This is a genomic window from Paenibacillus sp. QJM3NY_38 (genome assembly GCF_056173265.1).
In genome coordinates, this window is record NZ_CM149665.1 from 2,333,487 (window position 1) to 2,359,170 (window position 25,684).

At 52.2% G+C, this 25,684-nt stretch carries 21 protein-coding genes and 1 pseudogene; 11 read left to right on the plus strand and 11 right to left on the minus strand.

Annotated features, from left to right (window positions below):
* Positions 1-5: 5 nt before the first annotated feature.
* The 3 genes from AC0VZ8_RS10275 to AC0VZ8_RS10285 all read right to left on the minus strand — a co-directional run bounded on the left by AC0VZ8_RS10275 (position 6) and on the right by AC0VZ8_RS10285 (position 3,952).
* The gene (locus AC0VZ8_RS10275; RefSeq protein ID WP_475486770.1) at positions 6-1,019 is read right to left on the minus strand and encodes an ROK family protein; all 1,014 of its coding nucleotides are present in this window, start codon (positions 1,017-1,019) and stop codon (positions 6-8) included.
* The gene (locus AC0VZ8_RS10280) at positions 1,016-2,896 is read right to left on the minus strand and encodes a class I mannose-6-phosphate isomerase (RefSeq protein ID WP_475486771.1); all 1,881 of its coding nucleotides are present in this window, start codon (positions 2,894-2,896) and stop codon (positions 1,016-1,018) included. The genes AC0VZ8_RS10275 and AC0VZ8_RS10280 overlap by 4 nt, the downstream gene beginning before the upstream one ends.
* A gap of 123 nt (positions 2,897-3,019) precedes the next feature.
* Positions 3,020-3,952, minus strand: coding sequence for a helix-turn-helix domain-containing protein (locus AC0VZ8_RS10285; RefSeq protein ID WP_071223738.1), 933 nt, complete (start codon positions 3,950-3,952; stop codon positions 3,020-3,022).
* Positions 3,953-4,159: 207 nt separating this feature from the next.
* Here AC0VZ8_RS10285 and AC0VZ8_RS10290 point away from each other — a divergent pair, with 207 nt between their 5' ends.
* Positions 4,160-4,750 carry a YdhK family protein gene (locus AC0VZ8_RS10290; protein WP_475486772.1) on the plus strand — a complete coding sequence of 197 codons (591 nt, stop codon included), beginning with the start codon at positions 4,160-4,162 and terminating at the stop codon, positions 4,748-4,750.
* Positions 4,751-4,829: 79 nt separating this feature from the next.
* On the opposite strand, the gene AC0VZ8_RS10295 is transcribed toward AC0VZ8_RS10290, so the two are convergent.
* Complete coding sequence (locus AC0VZ8_RS10295) at positions 4,830-5,729, minus strand: TIGR01777 family oxidoreductase (RefSeq protein WP_475486773.1); 900 nt, start codon at positions 5,727-5,729, stop codon at positions 4,830-4,832.
* 221 nt (positions 5,730-5,950) lie between these two features.
* On the opposite strand from AC0VZ8_RS10295, the gene AC0VZ8_RS10300 reads away from it, so the two are divergent.
* On the plus strand, positions 5,951-6,916 hold the full coding sequence (locus tag AC0VZ8_RS10300) for an arsenic resistance protein (RefSeq protein WP_475486774.1): 966 nt from the start codon (positions 5,951-5,953) through the stop codon (positions 6,914-6,916).
* Positions 6,917-7,083: 167 nt separating this feature from the next.
* Here the strand turns inward: AC0VZ8_RS10300 and AC0VZ8_RS10305 are convergent, their stop codons facing one another.
* From AC0VZ8_RS10305 to AC0VZ8_RS10325, 5 genes are all read right to left on the minus strand, one after another.
* Positions 7,084-8,274, minus strand: a complete 1,191-nt coding sequence (locus AC0VZ8_RS10305) for an ornithine--oxo-acid transaminase (RefSeq protein WP_475486775.1) — start codon at positions 8,272-8,274, stop codon at positions 7,084-7,086.
* A gap of 94 nt (positions 8,275-8,368) precedes the next feature.
* A complete protein-coding gene (gene rocF / locus AC0VZ8_RS10310) occupies positions 8,369-9,277 on the minus strand; it encodes an arginase (RefSeq protein WP_475486776.1) in 909 nt (302 codons plus the stop codon).
* A gap of 228 nt (positions 9,278-9,505) precedes the next feature.
* Positions 9,506-10,867, minus strand: a complete 1,362-nt coding sequence (locus AC0VZ8_RS10315) for an ABC transporter substrate-binding protein (protein WP_475486777.1) — start codon at positions 10,865-10,867, stop codon at positions 9,506-9,508.
* Positions 10,868-10,992: 125 nt separating this feature from the next.
* Entirely contained in the window at positions 10,993-11,817 is an 825-nt protein-coding gene (locus tag AC0VZ8_RS10320) for a carbohydrate ABC transporter permease (protein ID WP_475486778.1), read from the minus strand.
* Positions 11,814-12,794 carry a carbohydrate ABC transporter permease gene (locus tag AC0VZ8_RS10325; RefSeq protein ID WP_475486779.1) on the minus strand — a complete coding sequence of 327 codons (981 nt, stop codon included), beginning with the start codon at positions 12,792-12,794 and terminating at the stop codon, positions 11,814-11,816. The genes AC0VZ8_RS10320 and AC0VZ8_RS10325 overlap by 4 nt, the downstream gene beginning before the upstream one ends.
* 236 nt (positions 12,795-13,030) lie before the next feature.
* Between AC0VZ8_RS10325 and AC0VZ8_RS10330 the strand changes: the two genes are divergently transcribed.
* From AC0VZ8_RS10330 to AC0VZ8_RS10360, 7 genes and pseudogenes are all read left to right on the plus strand, one after another.
* Positions 13,031-14,014: a LacI family DNA-binding transcriptional regulator gene (locus AC0VZ8_RS10330; protein ID WP_071223746.1), complete on the plus strand. Its 984-nt coding sequence runs from the start codon at positions 13,031-13,033 to the stop codon at positions 14,012-14,014.
* Positions 14,014-14,892 (plus strand): ribokinase, encoded by an 879-nt coding sequence (gene rbsK / locus AC0VZ8_RS10335; protein WP_475486780.1) that lies wholly within the window; start codon positions 14,014-14,016, stop codon positions 14,890-14,892. The genes AC0VZ8_RS10330 and rbsK overlap by 1 nt, the downstream gene beginning before the upstream one ends.
* A 2-nt stretch (positions 14,893-14,894) precedes the next feature.
* Positions 14,895-15,293, plus strand: a complete 399-nt coding sequence (gene rbsD / locus AC0VZ8_RS10340; protein ID WP_194541795.1) for a D-ribose pyranase — start codon at positions 14,895-14,897, stop codon at positions 15,291-15,293.
* A gap of 15 nt (positions 15,294-15,308) precedes the next feature.
* Positions 15,309-16,783 (plus strand): annotated as a pseudogene (locus AC0VZ8_RS10345) (sugar ABC transporter ATP-binding protein).
* Between the two features lies 1 nt (position 16,784).
* Positions 16,785-17,753: a ribose ABC transporter permease RbsC gene (gene rbsC, locus AC0VZ8_RS10350; RefSeq protein WP_009592570.1), complete on the plus strand. Its 969-nt coding sequence runs from the start codon at positions 16,785-16,787 to the stop codon at positions 17,751-17,753.
* A gap of 15 nt (positions 17,754-17,768) precedes the next feature.
* Positions 17,769-18,686 carry a ribose ABC transporter substrate-binding protein RbsB gene (gene rbsB, locus AC0VZ8_RS10355; RefSeq protein WP_475486781.1) on the plus strand — a complete coding sequence of 306 codons (918 nt, stop codon included), beginning with the start codon at positions 17,769-17,771 and terminating at the stop codon, positions 18,684-18,686.
* A 221-nt stretch (positions 18,687-18,907) separates the two neighbouring features.
* On the plus strand, positions 18,908-19,984 hold the full coding sequence (locus AC0VZ8_RS10360) for a Gfo/Idh/MocA family protein (RefSeq protein WP_475486782.1): 1,077 nt from the start codon (positions 18,908-18,910) through the stop codon (positions 19,982-19,984).
* A gap of 141 nt (positions 19,985-20,125) precedes the next feature.
* Here AC0VZ8_RS10360 and AC0VZ8_RS10365 read toward each other — a convergent pair whose 3' ends face one another.
* A complete protein-coding gene (locus AC0VZ8_RS10365; protein ID WP_475486783.1) occupies positions 20,126-21,748 on the minus strand; it encodes a response regulator in 1,623 nt (540 codons plus the stop codon).
* Positions 21,745-23,484, minus strand: coding sequence for a sensor histidine kinase (locus tag AC0VZ8_RS10370; protein WP_475486784.1), 1,740 nt, complete (start codon positions 23,482-23,484; stop codon positions 21,745-21,747). Before AC0VZ8_RS10370 ends, AC0VZ8_RS10365 begins: the two co-directional genes overlap by 4 nt.
* A gap of 315 nt (positions 23,485-23,799) precedes the next feature.
* On the opposite strand from AC0VZ8_RS10370, the gene AC0VZ8_RS10375 reads away from it, so the two are divergent.
* Positions 23,800-24,729, plus strand: coding sequence for an ABC transporter permease (locus tag AC0VZ8_RS10375; protein WP_071223760.1), 930 nt, complete (start codon positions 23,800-23,802; stop codon positions 24,727-24,729).
* A 20-nt stretch (positions 24,730-24,749) separates the two neighbouring features.
* Positions 24,750-25,670 carry a carbohydrate ABC transporter permease gene (locus AC0VZ8_RS10380; protein WP_071223762.1) on the plus strand — a complete coding sequence of 307 codons (921 nt, stop codon included), beginning with the start codon at positions 24,750-24,752 and terminating at the stop codon, positions 25,668-25,670.
* Positions 25,671-25,684: the final 14 nt, after the last annotated feature.

Sequence of the window (25,684 nt, forward strand, 5' to 3'; positions counted from 1 at the left end):
ACCTCCTATAGATTAAAATGGGGAGCGGATGCATGATGATCCGTATCCTCGAATAGCTTCTCAATGCCGTTAAACACAGCCGCCGTTCCGTCTGCGAGAGCGTGAACGGGAACGGCGTGCCTGCCCAAAGCGAGCATGATATCCTTTTCCCATAAGGGCAAGCTGCCCGAGATTTGCCCGCCCAGCACTAGGCGGCTCGGTTTGAACTCGGATAAATAAGGCAGGAGCATTTCTCCCAGCTTGCTGCCATATTCGCGGAATACATCCTGAGCTTGAGCGTTACCGCTCTTGGCAGCTTCAGCGAGGTCGGCTACGTCGATCCCGTCAGCCAGGAGTCCCCGCTCCGAAGCCATGTTCAGAATGCCCCTTTTCCCGAAATAGCTGTCCACGATATGATCCCGGTAGGGCTCCGCAAACAGCATTCCGCTGCTTGGGATACCGTGCCTGCCGGCTACGATTTGACCATTCTCTACAAAGGCAGAGCCGAGGCCCGTACCGAGCGTAAGGCATAGGAGACGTTCCGATGGGAACCGCGTGGAGGCCCCAAGGCCGAACATGAAGGCATCATTGCCGAACCGGATATCGGCGGCGGTCAGACGGTTCATCGTGACACCCGGGAAGGATGACTTGAGTCTCTGAAATTCGGTACGGAGCAGATCCCGAACCGATTGCTTAAACAGAGCGTCATACTTGCCTAGGCCTTGAAGAAGCGCAATGCCTTTTGCATAATCGAAGGGCCCCGGAAAAGCAAAGCCGATCCGGATTGAATCATGATAATCCAACGGCCGGAAGGCCGAAGCGTGATAGTGGATCAGATCATGACAGGCTTGGGCGAAGCTGGCAATCGTATCCGCCGCGGCTCCGTGCGATTCCGAAGGCCGGGTTATGAACGAGCCGGGGATTGGCAGCCCGTTCACGATGAGCGCTCCCTTCAAAGCGGTGCCGCCGGCATCAAGCGCGATGGTGATGGGGGCAGGGGAGGGCACGCTTTCTGGATCGGCGCTATCCTTGCGGTTCATGCAAATTCCCCGCTTTCTGTTGGCCGGGAAGGCGGAAGCAATGGAGAATCCCAATCGGGATTGACCCTTGCTGCAATCAATGCGCATGGGGACCCGGACAGATTCTCCAGTCGGTATTCGCCTAAACATGCCGGAACAATGTAAGATTCCGCATAGCCCCATTCAACGGCCGCATCCTCGTCCGCTGCCGGTACAAGGCGGACGCGTTCGCCTTCCACGAGATTGTACATGACGAATTCTCCTTGGGTGTCCGCTTTCCACGTTTCCTGCAGATTCAGCCTGCTGACCTGGAACAGAAGATTTTCCCGTTGACCCAGCAGCTCCTCCGAGCTGCCCCCTTGACGGCTTACGACGGTTGGCCGGGCGATAAGCCCGCTTTCTACCGCAGGCGTATTCATGGCGTCATTAATATTGTGGCGCGCATGCTCAGGGTTCATCGGGCGCGGTTTGCCATCGGCGTCCAGCCGCAGATAATCGTAGATCTTGAACGTGAACCACCAGGTGGTCGAGGAAATTTCCAGTACCAGATTATCCCTGCCGGAGCAGTGGACCGTGCCCGGTGGAATCAGGTAGAGATCCCCTGTTTGCGAGTTGTACTCGTTAACGTAGTCGGAGAGCTCAAGCGGCTCTTCCCGAAGCTGGGCGTCTTCCACTGCTGCAAGCAGCCGTTCGCCGCTTATTCCTTCCTTCAGCCCGAGATACACCTTGGCTCCCGGGGCATTGCGCATGATGTAGTACGATTCTTGCTGCGTCATATGCTCATTGAACTGCGACTCTGCATATTCCTGCAGCGGATGCACCTGAAGCGACAGCTCGCCGCCCTGCATCGTATCCAGATAATCAAACCGGATCGGGAAGTAGTCGCCGAATAGCCGGACATTACGCGCTCCCATAATCTCTTGAGACGCTGCCTCCATGAGCAATGTGAACGGAACCTCGAAGGTGATATCCTGCACGCGCAGCAGAAGCGTGTTCTCGGGAGCGATAGGCTCAAAGCTCCAGGCGCAGTTGGGCCATTCGCCGGGAAGACCGCATAATTCCTTAAGATATTGACCGCCCCATATTCCCGGGGCAAAAAAAGGCTTGACCCGAAACGGCTGCCGACTTGCTTTGTGCAGTACGTTTGCCAAGGCGGGAGCCGGCAGCCACACCGGCTCTTCCGGACGATTTAAGTCCATGTAATACGCTTGGTTGTCGGAGTGTTGGGCATGGGTATGATGGGCTAACCAGTCGCGACGGTAGGTCTCCCAGACGGGCCATTCGAGAAATAAACAATTCTTGTAAGTCTCAACCTTGTCGAAGGACCTGCCCAAGCCGAAGCTGCCCATATGCCGGGCATGGCGCCGCTGCTGGTTCTCGCGGGAGTAATCGGCGTAGAAACGAAGGTCGGGGGTCCGGCCTTGAAGCAGCGAAGCGCCGGGTCCGTGCAGGACGTATATGCCGCGCATCGCGTCAAATTCAAGCGCATTTTTATTCAAGGCTGGCCGTGCATCCTGTTGAAAATATTGAATGGGGCGGACATCGGTTGCTTTATATCCGAATGCCCGGTTATCCGTAAGATATGGAGCCATTTCAGCCCGGAGCTCGGCTTCGGGTTTGACGTAATCGAACGTGGAATCGCATGCGAAGGCGATGCCTTCTTGCTCACAGGCTTGCTGAAGCTTGGCCAGCAGTTTATCGAAATCGGCGCCGTGTGTTCCGTCAAGCGTAATGAAGATACTGCGTTTTTCCTGTGCTTCATGCTGGGAATTTTTTTGTTTATAGGTCGACAGGATATACGAGCACCAAGCGTCGATCCCATTCTTCATAAATTGGGGTTCGCTGCCAAAGTCCAAGTGGTTGATCGGGTGTGATTGAAAGGTCGTTGCAGGTTTCATGGATAAATGGATCCTCCCTTCCGGAATGTCGGTTACGACTTCATTGTAGGAGGAAGGGGAGGATCCGTCTTTATAAAAAGAGGAAGTGTTTTTGTACGATCAGGACATCGACGTCTCTAGTCGCTAAAGCTCGGAGTCGTAACGGCCTTCCGAAAACTGGGAACGCCGGAAGCGGGCCGGGGTTACGCCGAGCTTGGACGTAAACACCCGGGTGAAGTAGTGCACGGACTCAAATCCGCAGGAGACGGCAATTTCTTTGATCTGCCGGTCTGTATTCAGAAGCAGGTGTTTCGCTTGCTGCACGCGCTGCTCCTGCACATAATGAACAAAGGATTGATGTCCGTATTTACGGAACAGCCGGGTTAAATGACGGGTAGTAACGTGAAGATGGCCAGCCACCCGCTCCAGCGAGAGCGGCTCGCCCAGATTATCCTGGATAAACAATTCGGCCTGATGAAACATCGAAGCTCCTTCTTCGCGTGCTCCAAGATCGGAAGGTTCTTGGTAGAAACCGGGACCGTGGGCAGCCAGAATCGATAATATGAGTGAAGCTGCCAAGCTGTTCAGCATATGCGGCGGGTGCTGCTTACCGCCAGAGCCCGACTGAAACATCGATAGCAGCGAAAGCCACAAGAGTCCGGACGCTTGCCCGGCATCTTCCTGAAGCACCGGAATGCCTTGGATGGCTAACCTGCGGAAAGCAGCCGTATGGAGATCGCTGTTTGCTGATTCATCCAGTTCAAAGGCAACATAACATAAGGCCAAGCCCTCCCTGCTCTTAATTTGGTGCTGGATGCCCGGCCTTGAGAGGAACAGGGTGCCTGGATGAAGATGGAACTCTGTCTCGTTTTCGATATACGAGCCGCAGCCTGTCAACACGTAACAAGCTTCAAAAAAAGAATGCTTATGCTCCGTATTATCGTAGTGGCGCGGCATAAATCCCCAGTAGTGGATCCGGACGCTCAGTTCCTGCTGTTCAATGGAGTTCAGGGTTCGGTTTAATATGGAATTGGCCCGTTTGAATAACGGGATGAAAGTTTCGTCATTGATTTGCATGGGAGATGGTGCTCCTTCTCGGAATTGGCTTAATATCTCTGCCAAGAATATAGGACAAAATGGGACTTCTAGTCACTCTCTATTGTATATCACAGATAGGTTTTATTGAATAAATGGGTAAGTGATGTCATGCATAGACAGCTACACAAGTTCTTCATAAGTAGCTGCTATGCTATGAACATTCAATATAAGAGAGGAGTTCATCATATGTCAGCCAAGAAACGATGGAAGCCGCTTATTCTAGTAGCGTTGGCATCCCTCATCCTCATACTGGGTGCCTGCGGCAATACGAAGAGTCCAAACCCCGATAACAAGGAAAATACGGAAGCCACCGGGGACATGGATGGCATGGATCATGGCAGCATGAACCATTCCGGCTCGGGCGAGATCCCGGAAGGGTTGAAGGCGGCAGAGAATCCGACCTATGCGGCCCAGACCCAAGCGATCATTGAATCCGATCACATGCCCGGAATGAAGGGGGCAAAGGCAACGATTGTCGGGGCGTACGATACGACGGTGTACACGATATCGTATACGCCGATGAGCGGCGGACCCGAAGTGAAGGATCATAAATGGGTGATTCATGAGGAGCTGAAGGATGCCGGGAAGGAGCCCTTGGAGCCCGGAACGCAGGCTGTCGTGAATGCGGATCATATGGAGGGCATGAAGGGAGCCACCGCCGTTATCGATTCCGCCGAACAAACGACGGTCTATATGGTGGACTTCACGACGACAACCGGCGAAGAAGTCAAGAATCATAAGTGGGTGACGGAAAGCGAGCTGGCCCCCGTACAATAGAAGTTTTATGAAAAATAAGAAAACAATCGTTCTCTATACCATGAGAGCGATTGTTTTTTTATGCATATGGCCGTACGGCTCAGCTTTCTTTGATCTGCTTCAGAGCGTCCGTCACTTCCGGATATCGAAACTGGAAGCCGTGATGCAGTGCCTTGGCCGGAAGGATACGCTGGCCCTTTAGCAGGATGAGCGACATTTCGCCCAGGATGGCTTGAAGCATGAAAGCAGGCAGGGGGAGCCAGTGCGGACGGCGATAGACCTTGGCGATGCTCCTGCCGAATTCATCGTTCGTGACCGCATGCGGGGAAGCCGCATTCACGGCTCCGGATATGCCCTCGTGCCGGATGCAATAATCGATCAAATCCACGATATCGTCGATATGTATCCAGGAGAGCCATTGCTTGCCGCTGCCGATCTTGCCGCCAACGCCTAGTTTATAGGGCAGCAGCATTTTGGGAAGGGCTCCACCTTTACCGCCCAGAACAACGCTGATGCGCAGCTTGATTAACCGGTCAACCGGGATGCAGTCGGCCGCTTGCTCCCATTCCTGCACAACCTCGGACGGGAAATCCATAATCGTGGCAGGGCTTTCCTCATCAAAGGTTTCAAACTCGGATGTGCCGTAAATGGCCATCGCCGAAGCCTGAATGACCACCGGAGGTTTAAACTCCAGGCGGTCCATTAGCTCGGCTACGGAGGAGACGGTTCGTTGTCTTGACTGAAGGATTCTCTGCTTGCCTTCCTGCGTCCAGCGCTGACTCAGGGAAGAGCCTGCAAGGTTAACGAGGGCATCCAGACCCTCGAACCGCTCGGGATGGGACTTCATCTCATTCCAGGTCAGATAGGATATAGGCCTGCTGGGTTGGGGATTGTCCGGTTTCGATCTTGTGACGATGATCATGTCATGCCCGCCCTGCTGCCAACGCTTGCACAATGCCTCTCCAATGAAACCGGTGCCTCCGCAAATGGCTATTTTCATGGTTGAACCTCCTTGTAAAAGTTATCATCAACCCTGACAAAACAAGGCTAAGAATCGTTGCCCCTCATCGATTGAAATGAGCGGAGAAGGATACCGGGATGCGTTTCTTACCTGATGCTAAATCCAGTATTATACAATCCATTATACTGGAAATGCGGTATGATACCATTAGATGATATTTCTTTAGTTTGTTCATAATTCGAATCGGTAAGGAGTGCGGGATGGGACTTATAGAGAAATTTCAAACCTTGATCATTATGGGCGCGGTGGCGATTGGGCTGGCAGTGGGACAGCTGCCGTTCGCCGCAGAGTATGCGGAATACACGATCGTTCCTTTTTTACTGCTGATGTTATATGGATTGTTTTTAACGATACCGCTGCGGCAGCTGCGAGAGGCGTTTAAGAACATCAGGTTTCTGGGAGCGAGCACGCTCATTAATTTTATATGGACGCCGCTGCTAGCCTGGGGACTCGGTGCTGTCTTTCTGTCGAACCACCCGGCGCTTTGGATCGGATTCATCATGCTGATGGTGACCCCTTGTACAGACTGGTATTTGGTCTTTACCTCGATTGCCAAGGGAAACGTACCCTTGGGTGCTTCGGTGCTGCCTATAAACCTGATCCTACAGGTGCTGCTGCTTCCGCTGTATTTGCTCTTGTTCTCCGGCACGATCGAAACGATTTCGATGGCAACGCTGATCGAAAGCGTGCTGCTTGTGCTCGTCGTTCCGTTCACGCTTGCGCATCTCACCCGTTTCATTCTGAGAACCAGGAAAGAGGTGCTGGAGCACAAGGTGATGCCGTTTTTCGGCAGGGCCCAGATTGTCCTTCTGAGCCTCGCCATTGTTGCGATGTTTGCGTCTCAAGGGTCATACTTATTGAATAATATGGACATGGTATATATCCTCATTGTTCCGATCCTGATTTATTTCACGATGAATTATATGCTGGGCAGTGCGGTGGGCAGCATGCTGCGTTTCACCTATGAGGATTCGGTCAGCCTCCATTTAACGATCATTGCCCGTAATTCCCCGGTAGCCCTCGCGATCGCCGTGACGGCCTTTCCGGACCAGCCGGTGATTGCCCTTGCCTTGGTCATCGGACCGCTGATCGAACTGCCTGTGCTTGCCGCTGTATCCCAGCTGCTGTTAGTAACAAGAAGAATGAAACAGAAGTCGGTTACCTGACGGTGCTCAGAGCCGCACGATCAAAGTTGCGCGGCGGCTCGCAGTGTCAGGATAAGCTGCAGGGCTTGGAATAGAGAAGAACCGGAAAAACAGTTTGTTGCACCCTTATGCTGGAGTCAGGGGTGAACAAACTGTTTTTTTGTGCACATGCCATCGGTATCGATTCCTCATGCAAACGCCTGCCTTACGATCTCGACGGCCTGGTCCAGTTCCGCTTTGGTGATGATGAGCGGAGGGGCGAAGCGGATAATGGATTCATGGGTTTCTTTGCAGAGCAAGCCGAGATCCTTTAATTTCTCGCAGTAGGTTCTGGCTGGGACGTTAAGCTCCATGCCGATAAATAGGCCTCTGCCGCGCACTTCCTTGATATCGGGGTGCCGGATGGTTCGAAGCTGCTGAAGGAAATATTCGCCGAGCTCCTTGGAGTTGCCTTCCAGCCCTTCCTCTAGGAATACATCCATGGAGGCAATGGCCACCGCGCAGCCGAGGGGATTCCCGCCGAAGGTAGAGCCGTGGGACCCCGGCTCGAATACACCGAGGATATCGGCGTCCGCCGCCACGGCAGAGACGGGGAAGACGCCGCCGCCAAGCGCTTTTCCGAGGATGTACATATCCGGCACGACATCCTCCCAGTCGCAGGCAAACCGTTTCCCCGTCCTGCCGAAGCCGGTCTGGATTTCGTCCGCGAGCAGAAGGATACGATGCTGCTTGCACAGCTCCATTGCGCCGCTCAGGTATCCGTCAGGAGGGATGACAATACCGGATTCTCCCTGAATCGGCTCTACAAGAAAGGCGGCCGTATTCGGTGAAATCGCCTGCTTGAGCGCTTCCAGGTCGCCATAGGGGATGACTTTGAAGCCCGGCGTGAACGGGCCGAAGCCTTCCCGATATTCGCTGGAGGAGGAGAAGGAGGTGATGGTGATCGTGCGTCCGTGGAAATTGCCTTCGCAGACGATAATTTCGGCCTGATTGGCCGGTAAACCTTTCTTCCGGTAAGCATAGCGGCGTGCTGCCTTGAGCGCCGTTTCAACAGCCTCGGCTCCCGTATTCATGGGAAGGATCATATCTTTGCTGGTGATAGCAGACAGCTTCTCGTAAAACTCGCCCAATTGGTCATGATGGAATGCGCGCGAGGTCAGAGTCACCTTATCTGCTTGTTCCATTAAAGCCCCGATAATACGGGGGTGACAATGTCCTGCGTTCAGCGCCGAGTAGGCGCTTAACATGTCGATATACCGCTTGCCGTCCGAATCCGTCACATGGATGCCTGCCGCTTCGGCAATGACGATGGGGAGGGGATGGTAGTTTCTCGCACCGTACTTTTCGGCTTTCTCGATATGCGGGTTTGAAGGGTCCATAGCGTTACCTCCTTGGGAGTCTAAAGAAACCTAAACGGCAATGGCACTGTATACCGCGCAAAAAAGGCCTTTCTTCATCAAGCATGAGGACGCATCACAAGATGCTCTCGCCAAGCATGGAGCCGATTAAGCCGACAAGCAGCCGGGACGTTGTCTGTCCGCGGTCCAGCAGCGGGTTGTTCTCCACGAATTCGGCCGAGGTCAGAATGCCGGATTCCGACAGCATCTCCATGGCCAGATGCGCTTCCCGGTAACTGAGTCCGCCTTGAACCGGCGTTCCCGTTCCGGGCGCGATTTTCGGATCGACACTATCGATATCGAAGGAGAGGTGTACGCCATCCGTGCCCGTTGACGCGATGCGGATGGCTTCCTTCATGACGCTGAACATGCCCATGCGGTCGATATCCTGCATCGTGAAGCAGGAAATGCCTTCCCGGCGGATGAAATCCCGTTCGCCTTGGTCGAGGGAGCGCGCGCCAATGAGCACCACATGTTCGGGCTTGATCGTTGATTTTGCGCCGCCGATCGATGTTAGCCGCGCATCGCCTCTTCCCAAGCTGACAGCCAGCGACATGCCGTGGATATTGCCGCTTGGGGTCGTATCGGGTGTGTTGAGATCGGAGTGGGCATCGATCCAGATGACGCCCAGGCTTCGGTAGTGCCGGGTAAGCCCGGCAAGCGTGCCAATTGCAATGCTATGGTCACCGCCAAGGACTAGCGGGAAGACACCCGATTCTGCCAGGGCGGAAACATGAGCGGCGAGCTGCTCGTTAATCGTTATGACTTCTTTCAGATGTTTCAATTGAGGATGGTGCGTTCCATCCTTATGTTCGGGGAGTCCAGCAAGCTCATCAACCTGATAGGATATTCCGAGTGCGTCAAGCTTGCGCTTCAGGCCGGCTCCGAAAATCGCGTTCGGTCCCTGGCCTGCGCCGCGGCGGGTAGCACCCCGGTCAAACGGCACCGGGACGATGGTTACGGTGGACGGAAGATTGTTCATCATAGGCTCACCTCCACTTTGTATCAGTGTATTCAGAAGCCGGCTGAGTGACTTGGGCAAACCCCTATACAAGCTGATCAATATGGAAGGTTTTGGATCAAAGAGAAAAACACCCTTGATGCATGATTCATGGAATGACCGCAGAAGGCCCCATGATACAGCATGAAGGGTGTGAAATAGGTGCAATTCGATTTATGATTCAGCGCATGCCTATGCGGCATGCTCGAACGTTTATTTTACCGTCTTATTATAAGTCTCGATCTTGGAGCTAATTTCCTGAGCGGCTTTGTCCAGTGCTTCCTGGGCCGTTTTTTGACCATTCAGCACTTCCTCGATGGCCGTTTCCGTCAGCTGGCGGGCTTCAGGGAATACGCCCATGACAGCCCCCTGCGTTGCCAGATTGGCCGTCGTTTGATGCAATTGATCAACGGCCGTCTGGAATTGCGGATATTTCTCCAGGTTTTCTTTTACGAGGGTCTCTTCGTAAGCTTTGGTCGTGACCGGGAAGTAACCCGTGTTGACATGCCAGTAAGCTTGCGTTTGCGGCTCGGCCAAATACTTCATGAATTCCCAGGCAGCCTGCTGCTCTTCTTCCGATTTGTTGTTCATCAGCCACAGGCTTGCACCGCCGATAATCACGCCCCCGTCACCGCCGTCAGCCGGTTTAGGGAGGAACGCCGTACCGACTTCGAATTTGCCTTCCGCTGCGCTGACGATCCCGCGAAGGGAAGCCGTCGAGTCCAGCGTCATGGCGATTTGGCCGGCTGCAAATGCTTTTTTGGTATCGTCCGTTTTACGTCCCAGGTTCAGCAGGACCTTATCGTCCAGCATTTGCTTCCACCATTCCAGCGTCTTCACGGCAGCGGCGTGGTTGACTTGCGAAGCGGTTGCCGGGGACGTGCGTCCGTTGCCGTTGTTCAGCAGTTCAACACCTTGGTTCGCGAGGAATTGCTCCATGAACCAGCCGTAGATCGCAAAGGATGCCCCGGTTTGGCCGTCTTTCGTTAGCGCCTTGGCCGCTTCCGCTACCTCTTCGTAGGTTTTTGGAGGATTTTCCGGATCCAGTCCCGCCGCTTTAAAGGCATCTTTGTTGTAGTAAAGGATCGGGTTGGAGGAGTTAAATGGCATCGAGTACAATTTGTTGTCGAATGTATAATAATTTTTGATGTTCGGTTCCAAGGAGGAAATGTCGTATGCATCAGCATCCATGAAGTCCTGGACCGGACGGATTGCCTTGGTATCCATCATGAAACGACTGCCGATCTCGTACACCTGAATCATGGTCGGGCCGCTGTTCGATCCCAAGGAGGCCTTCAGCTTGTTCAAGCTTTCATCGTACGTTCCTTGGAACACGCCCTCAACCTGAATGTCCTTGTGGGCGGCATTAAAATCGGAGATCAGCTTGTCCGCGACGGTCCCGAGCTCACCGCTCATGGAATGCCACCATACGACCTTAACGGGCTCTTTGGCTGGCTCGCTGCCGGCGGCAACGGTCGTTTCTCCAGCGGCTGGCGTATTGCTGCAAGCGGCGCTGAGCAGCATGAAGCAGGAAAGCAGGAGCAGCGCGAAGGACCTTTTACCAAAACGTTTCATGATCGGTTAATCTCTCCCTTTTGAAAATATAGTATGGTTTAGATCTATCAGAAATTGCGCGGCCCGTTTCTTACCGATAACCGGCACGCAAGGCTGATCCATTAAAGCTCTGGCATATGGGCCAGTTAGCCCTTCAACGCACCTGCCGTAATGCCGCGGACTAGCGGCTTCAAACCGAGTGCAAGCAGCAGCAGGGAAGGCAGCAGCAGAAGGAGTACGCCGGACAGAATCAGATTCCATGAATTCATCTCTTCGAACTGCAGCATCCCGATCCCGATCTGGACGGTTCGCATCTCGACACGGTTCGTTGTCAGGAGCGGCCACAGGTACATGTTCCAATGGTTCAGGAACGAGTACACGCCCAGCGTGGCGATTCCGGGGATGGATAACGGCAGCACCATGCTCAGGAAAATGCGGACATGACCGCAGCCATCCACGCGGGCCGCTTCAAACAGCTCCTTTGGCAGCTGCAGGAAGGTCTGTCTGAGCAGAAAGGTCCCGAAGGCCGTGGCCAGAAATGGAATGATGAGCCCTTGATAGGTGTCCAGCCAGTTCAGGCTTTTGACCGTCAAGTAATTCGGAATCATGATTACCTCCCACGGGATCATCATCGTGGCGAGAAAGAGGCTGAACAGCAGCGTTTTTCCCGGGAATCGCAGGAAGGCGAAAGCGTATGCCGCCAGACTTGCGGTCACGATCTGCCCGAGCATGATGGCAATGGAGACCACCAGGCTGTTTCCGATAAAGGTAAGGACAGGGATCGTATCGATCACCTTGGCGAAGTTGGACAGATTGACGGCTTCGGGAAGCAAAGGCGGCGGATAGACGGCCGATTCGGCCTCGCTCATCAGCGATGTCGACAAGGTGTACAGGAGCGGGAAAAGAACGCCCAACGAACCGAGAAGCAGCGCGATGTAGATGAAGCTTTTGGGCATGAGACGCATGTTCATTGGTAATGCACCTTCTTCTCGACGAATTTAAATTGAAAGACGGTCAGCAGCAGAATGATGGCAAACAGGATAAGTGCCTGCGCGCTGCCGATCCCGAAACGGAAATTGACGAAGGCATCCTGATAGATGTTGAATACCATGACGTTGGTGCTGTTCATCGGACCGCCCTTGGTGAGGATGTTGATTTGACCGAATGCTTGGAAGGCACCGATCACCGAGACGACGGACGTGAAGAATAACGTAGGGGAGATCAGCGGCATCGTAATCCGGAAGAACGTTCTTAGCGGACCGGAGCCGTCAATCTTGGTGCTGTCGTAGATATCTTCGGACACGCCCTGCATGCCGCTCAGCATCAGGATATAGTTGAATCCAAGATTCATCCAGACCGTCATAAGCGCGACGGAGATCATGGCCCATTTCGGATCGGTCAGCCATTGGATGGGCTGCGTGCCGAGCAGCGACAGGAAATAATTCAGTATGCCTAAGGTCGGGTGGTATAGAATCATCCAGATCATCGAGCCGGTACCGACGGACACGGCCATCGGAAGCGAGAAGATAAAGCGGAATATTTTCATGCCCTTGAGTTTGTTGTGCGTCAGGGCAGCCAGAAGAAGCGCAGCCGCCATGCCGGTCGGAACCGTCAGCGCGATGAACAGCAGCGTATTGCCAAAGCTTGTATAGAACATGTCGGAGGCCAATATTTCCCTGAAGTTGTCGACTCCTACGAATTCCGCTACCCGGCCTTGCGGATCGGTCAGGAACAGGCTAAGATAAACCGACTTGAGCAGCGGGTAGAATAAGAACAGGCCGAATATGAGCAGCGAAGGTGCCAGACATGCATAGGCGAGTATGATTTCCCTGCGTTTAGATTTCTTGATGGAGATCGTTTTCGCCGCTGTTGAAGGTTCAGCTTCGCTGACCGGCGGCGTCAGAGAGTGACCCGGAGAAGGAAGCGTAAATTCTTTTTCCATCATCATGTTTACCTCACTTTCCTGCTTGGCCTTACAGGTATTGAGTATAGGAGCCGGATGTAAAATCCAGTAATGGGTTTTGTAAGAATACCGTAATTTATTGCTGGATATGTTAGATGCTGAAGTTGCGCAGGCCAGCGACGGTACATAAATATTCCAATCCTCAAAAAGCTTGCAGGTTAAAAAAAGATGTGATATGTTATATCTGTAACCGGTTACACATGAATGAGGTGATGACGGGAATGGCAACGATCAAGGATGTGGCAAATCGGGCCGGCGTGTCCGTGGCCACGGTTTCACGGGTTTTAAATGGAAACGGTTACGTGCATGAGGACACCAGGTCCAAGGTAGAACAAAGCATTCGCGAGCTGAATTATACGCCGAATGAAGTAGCGCGTTCTTTATATAAAAGAAAATCGAAATTAATTGGACTTTTGCTTCCGGATATTATGAACCCTTATTTCCCGCAGCTAGCCCGCGGAGTTGAAGATGAGATGCAGGAGAATGATTATCGGCTGATATTTGGGAACAGCGACGAGAGCAAGAAGAAGGAAATGGAATATATCCAAACCTTTGTCCAAAATAATGTGGTTGGTGTCATAACATCGACCAATAATCCGGATGCCGACTTGTATACAGGGCTCAAGATTCCGGTAGTATTTCTGGATCGCACCTCATCGGATCGTCCTTCCGTCTATGCGGATGGCCGGCAGGGCGGAAGAATTGCGGCGCAGGAGATCATTAGGCGAGGCAGTAAAGCTGTAACCGTGATTCAGGGCCCGGCGGATGTCCGTCCTGCTCAGGAGCGTTTTGAAGGAGCCGTCGAGGTTCTGGAAGAACAGGCGGCAGTGTATCAAGTGCTGAAGACGACATCGTTTTCTTTAATCGAAGCGGAAAAATTCGCCCAGCAAGTGTTCATCGAGTATCCGGACACGGACGGCGTAATCGCCAGTAATGATATTATGGCATCCGCCGTAGTCAAGGAAGCGTTTCGGCTGGGGAAAAGGGTGCCGGAAGACGTACAAATTATAGGGTTTGACGATATTCTGCTCAGCCGGCTGCTGGCACCGCCCCTGTCTACGATTCATCAGCCGGCATATGAAATGGGCCGGGAAGCGGCCAGATTGCTTATCGGACTTATTGAAGGGCAGCACATAGAGAGAAGCAGCATCGAATTCTCGGTAGAATTTATAGAGCGGCAGACAACGAGAAAGGTGGAATCATAATGGCGAAAATCGTGGTAATCGGAAGTGCGTCGATGGACTTGGTGGTCACCTCCACCAAGCGCCCCGGCGCGGGAGAGACGGTGCTTGGCGACAGCTTTAAGACGGTACCCGGAGGGAAGGGGGCCAATCAGGCCGTCGCGGCAGCTCGTCTGGGTGCAGAAGTGAACATGATTGGCTGTGTTGGTGAAGATTCCTTCGGCGAAATGATTTTGAGCAATCTGAAGTCAAATGGCGTTATGACAGACTATGTGGAACCGGTTACAGGTATGGAAAGCGGAACCGCGCACATCATTTTGGCAGAGGGAGACAACAGCATCGTGGTGGTTAAAGCTGCCAACGACCGGATTACTCCGGAATATGTTGATCAGGCAGCGGAGGTTATCCAGGCTGCGGATATCGTCTTGATACAGCAGGAGATTCCGGAGGAAACGGTGATCCATGTCAGTGAGCTATGCGCAAAATATCAGGTGCCGTTGATGCTGAACCCGGCTCCTGCCCGCCCGGTACCAAGCAGCGTTATTGAAAGGGCGGCTTATATTACGCCGAACGAACATGAAGCGGCTATCTTGTTCGGGGATGAGCCATTAGGCGACGTGCTGCGCCGTTATCCGAACAAACTGATTGTGACGGAAGGCAAGAGGGGAGTTCGTTATTTCGACGGCCTGCAAGAGGTTGTCGTTCCCGGCTACAAGGTTGAAGCCGTGGATACGACGGGAGCCGGCGATACATTCAACGGCGCTTTCGCCGTGGCTCTGTCCGAAGGCATGAGCATAGCCGACAGCCTGAGATTTGCGAACCGCGCAGCTTCCCTGTCGGTCATGAAGTTCGGAGCGCAGGGCGGAATGCCATCGCGCCTTGAAGTGGAAGGGAGTCTTTGAACATGAAGAAGAACGGCATGTTGAACAGTCACATTGCGAAAGTGCTGGCAGATCTGGGGCACACCGATACCATCGTAGTTGGAGACGTCGGCCTTCCGATTCCCCCAGGCGTTCCGAAGATCGACCTGGCCCTCACGCTGGGGACGCCAAGCTTTACCGAGGTGGTGGAGGCGATCGCCGACGATATGGTGATTGAAAAAATCGTGATTGCTGAAGAAATGAAGCTTGATAATAAGGAAACACTGCACTATATACAGGAGAACTTTCAGGATTGCGAGATCGAGGCTTGCTCGCACGAGTTGTTCAAAGCACGGACGCAAAACGCCAAGGCGGTTATCCGTACAGGAGAAGCCAAGCCCTATGCGAACTGTATTTTGCAGGCCGGTGTTCATTTCGGTTAAAAAGGAGGAAGCACCATGAACATTGAGATGACGAATATCCATAAATCCTTTGGCACGAACCGGGTGCTGGCAGGCGTGGACTTTGATCTCCGGGAAGGAGAGGTTCACGCCCTGATGGGAGAGAACGGCGCGGGTAAATCGACGTTGATGAATATATTAACCGGTCTTCACAGCCGGGATGAGGGCAAGATTGTCATCGACGGCAAGGAAACTTATTTTGCTAATCCGAAGGAAGCGGAAGAGAGAGGCGTTGCTTTCATCCATCAAGAACTTAACATCTGGCCGGAGATGACGGTTCTGGATAACTTGTTTATCGGCAAGGAGATGACATCCGGCCTGGGTTTCCTCAACATGAAGCAAATGAAGGCGCTTGCGAAGGAACAGTTCGGCAAACTGGCGGTGACGATACCACTTACGCAGGAGGCGGGGGAATGCTCCGTCGGCCAGCAGCAGATGATTGAGATCGCCAAGGCGCTCATGACTCAAGCAAAAGTCATCATTATGGACGAGCCGACGGCGGCGCTGACCGAAAGGGAAATCGAGAAGCTGTTTGACGTCATTCGTTCATTGAAAAAACAAGGCGTATCCATCGTCTACATCTCCCACCGGATGGAGGAGATCTTTACGATCTGCGACCGGATTACGGTCATGCGGGATGGTAAATCCGTCGATACCAAAGCTATTCCGGACACGGACTTTGATGAAGTCGTCAAAAAGATGGTCGGCCGGGAGCTGACCGAGCGATATCCGGCACGCCATCCCTCTCCGGGCGAGCCTGTGCTGGAAGTGAAGAATATTAGCAGCAAAGGCCGGTTCGAGAATGTGAGCTTCTCGGTACGTGCTGGCGAAATCGTTGGCGTATCATGGGGGCTGGGCGCACCGAGATGATGAGAGCGATCTTCGGATTGGACCCGCTGGATAGCGGCGAAATCTGGGTACGCGGAAAGAAAGTTGCGATCAAGAAGCCGGATGATGCCGTGAAACACGGCATTGGATTTATCACAGAGGACCGCAAGGATGAAGGGTTGGTCCTGGATTTCTCGGTCCGCGAAAATATGGCGCTGCCCAATCTGTTCAGCTTCTCTTCCAGAGGGTTCATCTCCGGGAAGAAGGAACAGGAGTTCGTGGATACGTTGACGAAGCGGCTGCAGATCAAGACGCATACATCCGAGACGCTGGCACGCAATCTGTCTGGTGGTAACCAACAGAAGGTCGTTATTGCTAAGTGGATCGGCATTGGGCCGAGCGTGCTCATCCTGGATGAGCCGACACGCGGCGTAGACGTTGGTGCAAAGCGGGAAATTTATCAGTTGATGAATGAGCTGACCGAACGCGGCGTGGCGATTCTGATGGTGTCGTCGGAGCTGCCGGAGGTGCTCGGAATGAGCGACCGGATTCTCGTTGTTCACGAAGGCAGAATTTCCGGTGAATTGGATCGCGAACAAGCCACGCAGGAACACATCATGACTCTAGCTACAGGAGGTCAGTAATATGACAACTATTAACGATGCCAAGGCGGAAAAAGGGTTTAAGGTCTCAGGTTTGACGCAAAAGCTCGGTCCGCTGCTCGGACTGATCATTCTTATCGTTATCGTATCCGTCCTGAATCCAAGCTTCTTGGAACCGCTTAACATTCTGAACCTGCTGCGTCAGGTATCGATTAATGCATTGATTGCATTCGGTATGACGTTTGTAATCCTGACAGGCGGCATTGACCTGTCGGTCGGTTCGATTCTCGCGCTGTCCAGCGCATTTGTCGCCAATATGATGGTGGCCGGGTTTGACCCGATCCTATCGATTATCATCGGCGTTGCGCTTGGCGGTGTCATGGGGATGATCAATGGTCTCATGATTACCAAGGGGAAAATGGCGCCGTTTATCGCCACCCTGGCTACCATGACGATATTCCGAGGCCTTACGCTCGTTTATACGAACGGTAACCCGATTACGGGTCTCGGCGACAGCCTTGTATTTCAATTGTTCGGCCGCGGATACCTGCTGGGCATTCCGGTGCCGGCCATCACGATGATCATCACGTTTGCGGTGCTATGGGTCATCCTGCATAAAACGTCGTTTGGCCGCAAAACGTATGCCATCGGCGGTAACGAAAAAGCATCGCTTGTATCCGGTATTAAAGTACCGCGCGTCAAGATTATGATCTACTCCCTGGCAGGGATGCTGTCCGCGCTGGCGGGCGCAATTCTGACCTCCCGTTTGAATTCGGCACAGCCGACAGCGGGTACGTCCTATGAATTGGATGCCATCGCAGCCGTTGTTCTCGGCGGTACGAGCCTGACCGGCGGTCGCGGCCGGATTGTCGGTACGTTAATCGGTGTGCTGATCATAGGCATACTGAACAACGGGCTCAACCTGCTCGGTGTGAACTCTTTCTATCAGATGGTTGTCAAAGGCGTCGTGATTGCGATTGCCGTACTGCTCGACCGTAGAAAATCGGCTTAAGGGGGAGAATGAACGATGAAAAAAACAACTTTGCTGCTCGTATCGCTTATGCTGATCTTCATAACAGGCTGTTCTCTGGAGCCGCCGGAATGGGCAAAGCCCAAGGCTAGCGGCGATGTCAAAGACATCAAAATCGGTCTTTCCATCTCGACTTTGAATAACCCGTTCTTTGTATCCCTGAAGGATGGCGTCGTCGCCGAAGCGACCAAGCAAGGAATGGAGGTCGTTGTCGTAGACGCACAGAATGACTCGGCCAAGCAGAGCAACGACGTCGACGACCTGATTCAACAGGGCGTCAATGCACTGCTGATTAACCCGACGGACTCGTCCGCAATTTCAACCGTAGTGCAAACGGCAAACAGCTTGGGCATTCCGGTCATTACACTCGACCGTTCCGCAGATCAAGGCGAGGTTGCTGCGCTGGTTGCCTCTGATAACGTCAAGGGCGGTCAGATGGCAGCCGAGTACATGGTGGATCAGCTGGGCAAAGATACGAAGGTCATCGAGCTCGAAGGCGTTCCGGGTGCTTCCGCGACCCGCGAACGCGGCAAGGGCTTCCATGATATCGCAGATGAGCAGCTGAACGTGGTTGCGAAGCAGGCAGCGGATTTTGACCGGACGAAGGGTCTCACCGTCACGGAAAATCTGCTTCAAGGAAATCCGGACGCCAAAGCGATTTTTGCCCACAATGACGAAATGGCCCTGGGCGCAATCGAAGCGATCCAAAGCTCGGGCAAAGACATCATGGTCATCGGCTTTGACGGAAACGACGATGCACTGAAGTCCATCGAAGCCGGCAACCTGACGGCTACCGTAGCCCAGCAGCCGGAGCTGATCGGTCAGCTTGCCGTCGGTGCAGCGAAAGACGTGCTGCAAGGCAAAGAGGTGGAGAAGAATATCGCCGCGCCGCTGAAATTGGTAGTGAAGGAGTAATCCAGCAAGATCAAGAAGCGTTACCTTTTGCGATAGAAGCAGGGTAACGCTTTTTTTCGGGACATAATTTGCTGATTTCTTCCGGGCTGCGAAGTAACTCACAGCCTTGCGATAACGGCGGGAATACAATATCGTTAAAAGAGGACAGTTATTTCGCATATGATATTATAATGGATGTGTATGCGTTTACTGCTTAGATGTGATAAAGGAGCTATGTAACTATGACGATGGAGAAAAGAAAACATGCGATCGTGATCGTGGGTTATGGCGGAATGGGCAGCTACCACGCCAAGCTGATTAAGGACAATGCATATCTCGAGGTTACGGGAACCTTCGATATTTTGAAAGATCGCCGGGAAGTATCCCAGCAGGACGGGTATCCTGCCTATGAGAGTTACGAGCAGGTTCTAAACGATGCTGCGGTTGACGTGGTGCTCATTGCTACGCCTAATGACGTGCACAAGGAACTGGCGCTGCAGGCGTTTAATGCCGGCAAGCATGTCATCTGCGAGAAGCCGGTAACATTGTCCGTCAGTGACTTCAAAGAGATGGTGTCTGCGGCCGATGCTGCCGGCCGGGTGCTGATGGTTCACCAGAACCGCCGCTGGGACGAGGATTTCCTGACGATTAAGCAAATGTACAACGAAAAGACGATTGGCGATTTGTTCCGTATCGAATCCAGGGTACACGGGGCGAACGGCATTCCGGGCGACTGGCGCCATCTGGAAGCGCATGGCGGCGGCATGCTGCTGGACTGGGGCGTGCATCTTCTTGACCAGGTCCTGTTCATGGTGGACAGCCGGATTACGAGCCTGAGCAGCCGCTTAAGCTTTATTCTCGGTGATGAGGTGGATGACGGCTTTGAATCGGTCATTGAATTCGAGAACGGCGTATCCGTTCTGATTGAAGTGGGAACGACCAATTTCATAACGCTGCCTCGCTGGTACGTCAAAGGAACCGAGGGGACCGGCATTATTGAGGATTGGTCGTTAAACGGGAGAGTGGTTACCCGGAACCAGGATGCCGTGAAAGTGGAGCCGAAGCCAATTCAAGCCGGAGTAGGCTTGACCAAAACGATGGCGCCTCCTTCAGAAGAAGCTACCATTACGGGAGCTCTGCCGGATCCATACCGTCAATCCAGCAGCTTCTTCGATAACTTTGCGGCCGTGATTCAAGGCGAGGCTGAGCCGATTGTGAAGAACGAGGAAGTGCTGCGCGTTCTGAACCTGATCGAAGCCGTATTTGAATCGGCTCGGACGGGAGAAACGCTGAAGGATTTCGATATTTACCCTGCGTAATCTATATCGATTAGCTCTCATTCTTATTATAGAAAAAGTACCGCGGTGCCAAGCAGATGAAGCTTGAGGCTGCGGTACTTTTTATTTTCAAGATGTGGTTGCGGACAGCTCATGCTCAATGCCTAAGTCGAAAGTGTAATGTTATTTCGCATGATCGATCTTTCCGCTGGTCCCGGCTTGCAGCACCCGCCTGTAATCGCTGGGCGACCAGCCCGTATCCTGCTTGAACAGCTTGGAGAAATAGGAATAGTTGGCGTATCCCACCCTAGCCGCAATCTGGTACACCGACAATGGTGTCGTCTCCAGCAGATGCTTGGCCGCCTTGATGCGGGACTGAATGATGTATGTACCCAAAGACACGCCCGTTTCCTTCTTGAACACGCGGGCCAAATAATCCGGGTTGAGGTAGACGAGTTCAGCCAGGCTCGTACGCGTCAGCTCATCCCCGTAATGGCAATGAATATAATGCTTAATCTCCTCCACCACGGTATGCGAATGGTCGGTGTAGGCATGATATTCTGCTGCCGTGCTGACGAGATACTCCGTATATTTCTCCATATCTTCAATCGAGTTCAGTGATTGCAGGAACAACTGGTCATTGGTTTTGCCGGTATACAGCTTATGTGCCTGGATTTCTTTCCCCTTCAGATAGGAATAGACCAACTGCACGATATCCAAGCGGAATAAACGCAGCACCGAGGCGTTGTAGATGCCATTCCTGGCTAGGTTTTGCAAGTATTTGCGGGTTTCAACCAGAAATCCAGTCGGATCGTTCCCGCTGAGAAGCGCTTCCCAGTCCTGCAGCGGGGGAGGGGTGTACGCGACTTCTTGCAGGGAATGGTGTTCCAGAAAAATAATCTGATTCCGTTTCTTGATCATATCCTCATTCATTTGCAGCAGAATCCGAACGGACTTGTTGATTTCCTCCAACGCCACCGAAATCGATACGCTGCATGAAGCATCGCTCCGAAGGAATTGATTGGCTTTTTCAATGAACGACGTGCAGATGTTTTCCATGACGCGGGAATCAGGAGGATGATTCCATTTCAGCATGACCATCCAATTGTAATCCTTATATTCCATAGCGGCTTCAACCGTGAAGAGCGGGTCCTGGAATAATTCGGACAGCACGTTGAAAAACGCATAGTCAAACAGATCCTTGTCTTCTTTACCCAAACTTTGATCATACGGAAAAATGGTGATGAGCACAGGAAGAAATAGATCCGACATCTTATAGGACAAATTCTGCTCCGCGATATATCCTGCGATGGCGGCCCGGTCCGAAGAAGCTTTCCTTTCTTTGATCAGCTTGCTCCAAAAATGCTCCTGAAGCTTTTTTTGATTTTTTTTCCACAGCTGTCCGTCCTGGATCGCTTCCTGATCGCTTTGCTGTTCCTTTGCTTTATAGGCGGCTTTGGAAATGATGAGGCTGAGCTTATCGAATTCGATCGGCTTCAGAAAATAGTCAAAGCTTTGCAGCTCAATGGCTTTCTGCGCATAATTGAAATCAGCGTAATTCGTCAGAAATATCGTCTGAATGCTGTATTGTTCCTCGCGAATCCAGGCGAGAAGCTCGAGCCCGCTGCCTTGCGGCATTTCGATATCGCAGATGAGGATCTGGACCGAATGCTGCTGCAAAATATCCCTTGCCTGCGCAACGCTGTAAGCGGTATAGACCTGTTCGATCGAAAGTGCCTTCCAATCGATTTTCTTCTCCAGCGCGGCCACGACAAAATAATCATCATCCACTAGCAATATGTTCATTGAATTACTCCTCTCCGTTCCTGGATGGGCTGTGGAATCGTTAATGTGACGCAAGCGCCGCCTTCCTCCGGGTTTGAAAATTCCACATTCGCCCGGCGATGATAGAGCAGCTCCAGCCGCTGAAGGGTGTTCATGATTCCGATGTGTTTTCCTTCGCTTTGATCAAGCGGTTTGCCCGCGGCCAATGTTTCCAATACTTCTGCGGGAAACCCGGGTCCAGTATCGGATATCCGGATGACCATAGAAGGTTTCTCCCCTTCCATTCGCAGGCTCACGGCCAATCGAATTTGCAGCTCTTGATCCCGGGAAACAGCGTATTTTACCGCGTTTTCGATAAAGGTCTGTAACACGAGGGGCGGAATGGTGAGACCGGTAAGCTCCTCTTCAAAATCAATATGATATGAAAAGGCATCACGGTAGCGGTGCTTCTGAATCTCCAGGTAAATGCGGACATGCTCGATTTCATCTTCCAGCCGTACGACATTATCTCCGCTTTGAAAGATGTAACGAAAGTATTTGGATGTGGACAGCGACATATATTCGATTTCTTTAAACATCTGCATTTGTGCCATGCTGTAGATGTTCGTCAAGCAGTTCAGGAAAAAATGGGGGTTAATCTGCAGCTTCATATAATCCAGCTGTATTCTCTGCTTATCCAGCTGCTGCTCGTAAATATCGATTTTAAACTTCTTGATCTGTTCGATCAGATGTTTGAATTGGGAGTTGACCTGCTCAAGCTCGATGATCTCGCTGCTCATGAAATCCAGGTTCTCGCTGTCCTCATGAATGCGCCTTACATTTTCAGAGAAATTCTGAATCGGCTTTAACACCTTCTTCTTGAAATACAGCATAACCACGCTGAGCGTGCACGTCAGTACAACAAATAGCAGCATAATGAGAAGCTGGGCGATCATGATCGTTTCAAATATGCCGAATTGGATCACCAGCTGCACGTTGAAGGAGGCGTTCGAGAATCCCTCCGTGACCGTAGTCCGCGGCTGGGACAGGCTCAGCAGGGATGCCTTGGCTCCTTGAAGTCTGTTGGCATCCATCGTGTCTGTACCCGGGCTCGTAAGGGCTGCCCCCTGAGCATTCACCAGAGAGACGTAACCGTCCTCGCCCAAATCCAGCTGCTGGAGCGGCCGGATCAGATCGTCGGCGGAGATGAGGCAGATCAGATACCGGTTGTGGTAAGGAACGATGTTGATGATGTAATGGGTGTCCTCAACAAGGATCGGGTTCCAGTTGGAGTAGAACGTTTCGTATACGTTTTTGGAATCCGTGAGGGATACGATCTGTTCCTTAAGTTCCAGGAACTCTGTATATGACAGGGACATAGGTCCATAGTTCTGGAAGAAGTCCTGTTCCTTTAAATAGAAGAAGAAGTTGTATTCCTGGCCGTAGTTTTTCTGAAGCTCGTTAAACTGTTTATGCACTCTTTCGTTCGATTTAATATAATCCACGTAATCGGTGCCGGGGGTATCCAACATCTCAACGCTCTCATCATTCGCGAGTGTCCAGCCCATATAGTGGTTGATGTAGGAGAAGTCATGATTGATCTGCCGGATGTACAGATTCGCCGTATCCTGCAAATATCGGGTGGATTGCTGCTTTACGATGAAGATGGAGGCGAAGCTGATCACCAGATCCACTACAAGGGCAAAGATCGAGATAAAGAGCATGATTTTCACATAGTGACGGATGGGATAAGGCTTGTTATTCAGTGCTTTAACCATACGGATGCCGTGGTTCCTTTCAGTCCGCCTCCACGTGAAAGCGTTTTTATAGTGGTAAAAACATTATAAATGGAAATCGCGAAAAAAGCAGGAGTGAAGGCTCGGGCATTTATCATAAAGTCCGGATACCACATCGTAAAGTCCGGATAATGGCATGCTTCCCATAGGGACTCGAGGATTCCTTGAAGGGGGATAAGACGAAGGTCCGAATAGCGCATGATGAAGTCCAAATAACGATTCTGGGCGGAAGTATAATGAAATTGCTTACGCGACATGCCGGATTCATTGACGACGCGAACAGAAAGGGGAATCGATTTGAAAGCAGGCCAACTGAATAGAACCACCCACCCAACCCTCGGGCGGATCCAAAAGAACTGGGGCCTGTATTTGCTGCTGCTGCCTGCGGTTGTGCTGGTTCTGTTGTTTTCTTACGTACCGATGTACGGCATCCTCATCGCATTCAAGGACTACAGTCCCGCTCTCGGCATTATGGATAGTCCATGGGCGGGTCTAAAGTATTTCGAGAAATTTTTTAACTCTTATCAATTCTCGACCACGATCACCAACACGCTTGTAATCAGCTTATACAGCGTTGCGACGTTCCCGATTCCGATCATGCTTGCCCTGATGGTTAATCAAATGCGCCAGAATGGGTTCAAGCGTTTCTTCCAGACGGTAACCTATATGCCGCATTTTATATCCACGGTCGTGATGGTGGGACTCATGCTGATTCTGTTCTCTCCAGGCTCGGGATTGATCGGGAATATTTTCCGGCTCTTTGGTGCTGAAGCGCCGAATCTGATGGGATCGGCCGGCTTGTTCAGCAGCGTGTACGTGTGGTCGGATGTGTGGCAGCATACGGGCTGGGACAGCATTATCTATATCGCGGCGTTATCCGCCGTGAGCCCCAGCTTGTACGAAGCGGCTACGATGGACGGGGCAAGCCGGTGGCAGAAAATCCGGTTTATCGATATCCCGATGCTGATGCCTACGGTCGTAACCCTGCTTATATTGCGGGTCGGCAGCTTGCTTGGCGTTGGCTTCGAGAAGGTTTACCTTATGCAAAACAGTCTCAATATTACCTCCAGCGAGGTCATCTCCACCTATGTGTACAAAATCGGGATGCTGAGCAGCCAATACAGCTTCTCGTCGGCGATCAGTCTGTTTAATACAATCATTAATTTTGTTTTGTTGATTCTGGTTAACCAGATTTCGAAAAAATACAGCGAAAACAGTTTGTGGTAACACAAGAGAGGAAGGGTTCTATGGGCGTTGTGGAAATAAGAGAGAAGACAGCGCCAAGGCGGAGGAATACGCGATCTTCCGACAGGGTGCTGGAGATCGGCCTGTATGTATTCGCTGTCTTGATGCTGATCGTGTTGATTTACCCGCTGTACTTCATCATCATTGCTTCGTTCAGCGAGCCGGCCGCGGTTGCGAATGGGCAGGTATGGCTGTGGCCCAAGGACTTTACGCTGGCAGGCTATCAAGAATTGCTGAAGCACTCTAATATATGGATTGGGTACCGAAATACGATTGTGTATACGATTGTAGGTACCGCCATCGGCTTGGTGGTTAACATTTCCGCTGCCTACGCGCTCTCGCGAAAAGACCTCGTAGGCCGCAAGTATATATCGCTGCTCTTTATTTTTACGATGTTTTTTAATGGCGGTTTGATTCCGACTTTTATGACGATCCGCGATTTTCAGCTGTACGATACGTTTCTTGTTATGGTGCTGCCGTTTTCGGTAGCTGCCTTTAACATCATTGTGGCACGGACTTTTTTCCAGAGCAGCATTCCGGAGGATTTATGGGAGGCGGCCCAGCTTGATGGCTGCGGAAATCTGAGATATTTCGTGACCATCGTGATTCCGCTTTCGAAAGCGGTCATCTCGGTCATTGCCTTGTGGACGGCCGTGGGTCATTGGAACTCCTATTTCAATGCCCTGATCTATTTAAAAGATACGAATCTGTACCCGCTGCAGCTCATCCTGCGAAATATTCTGGTCACCAACCAGATGCAGTCCGCCATGGGTACCGGAGAAGCCGCGGCCATTGCGCTGCGACTCGCCAATATTATGCGTTATGCAGTCATTATCGTCGCAACGGTGCCGATCATGTGCATCTACCCGTTTGTACAGAAGTATTTCAATCAGGGGGTGATGATCGGAGCCGTGAAGTCGTAAAGCCGGATGGATCT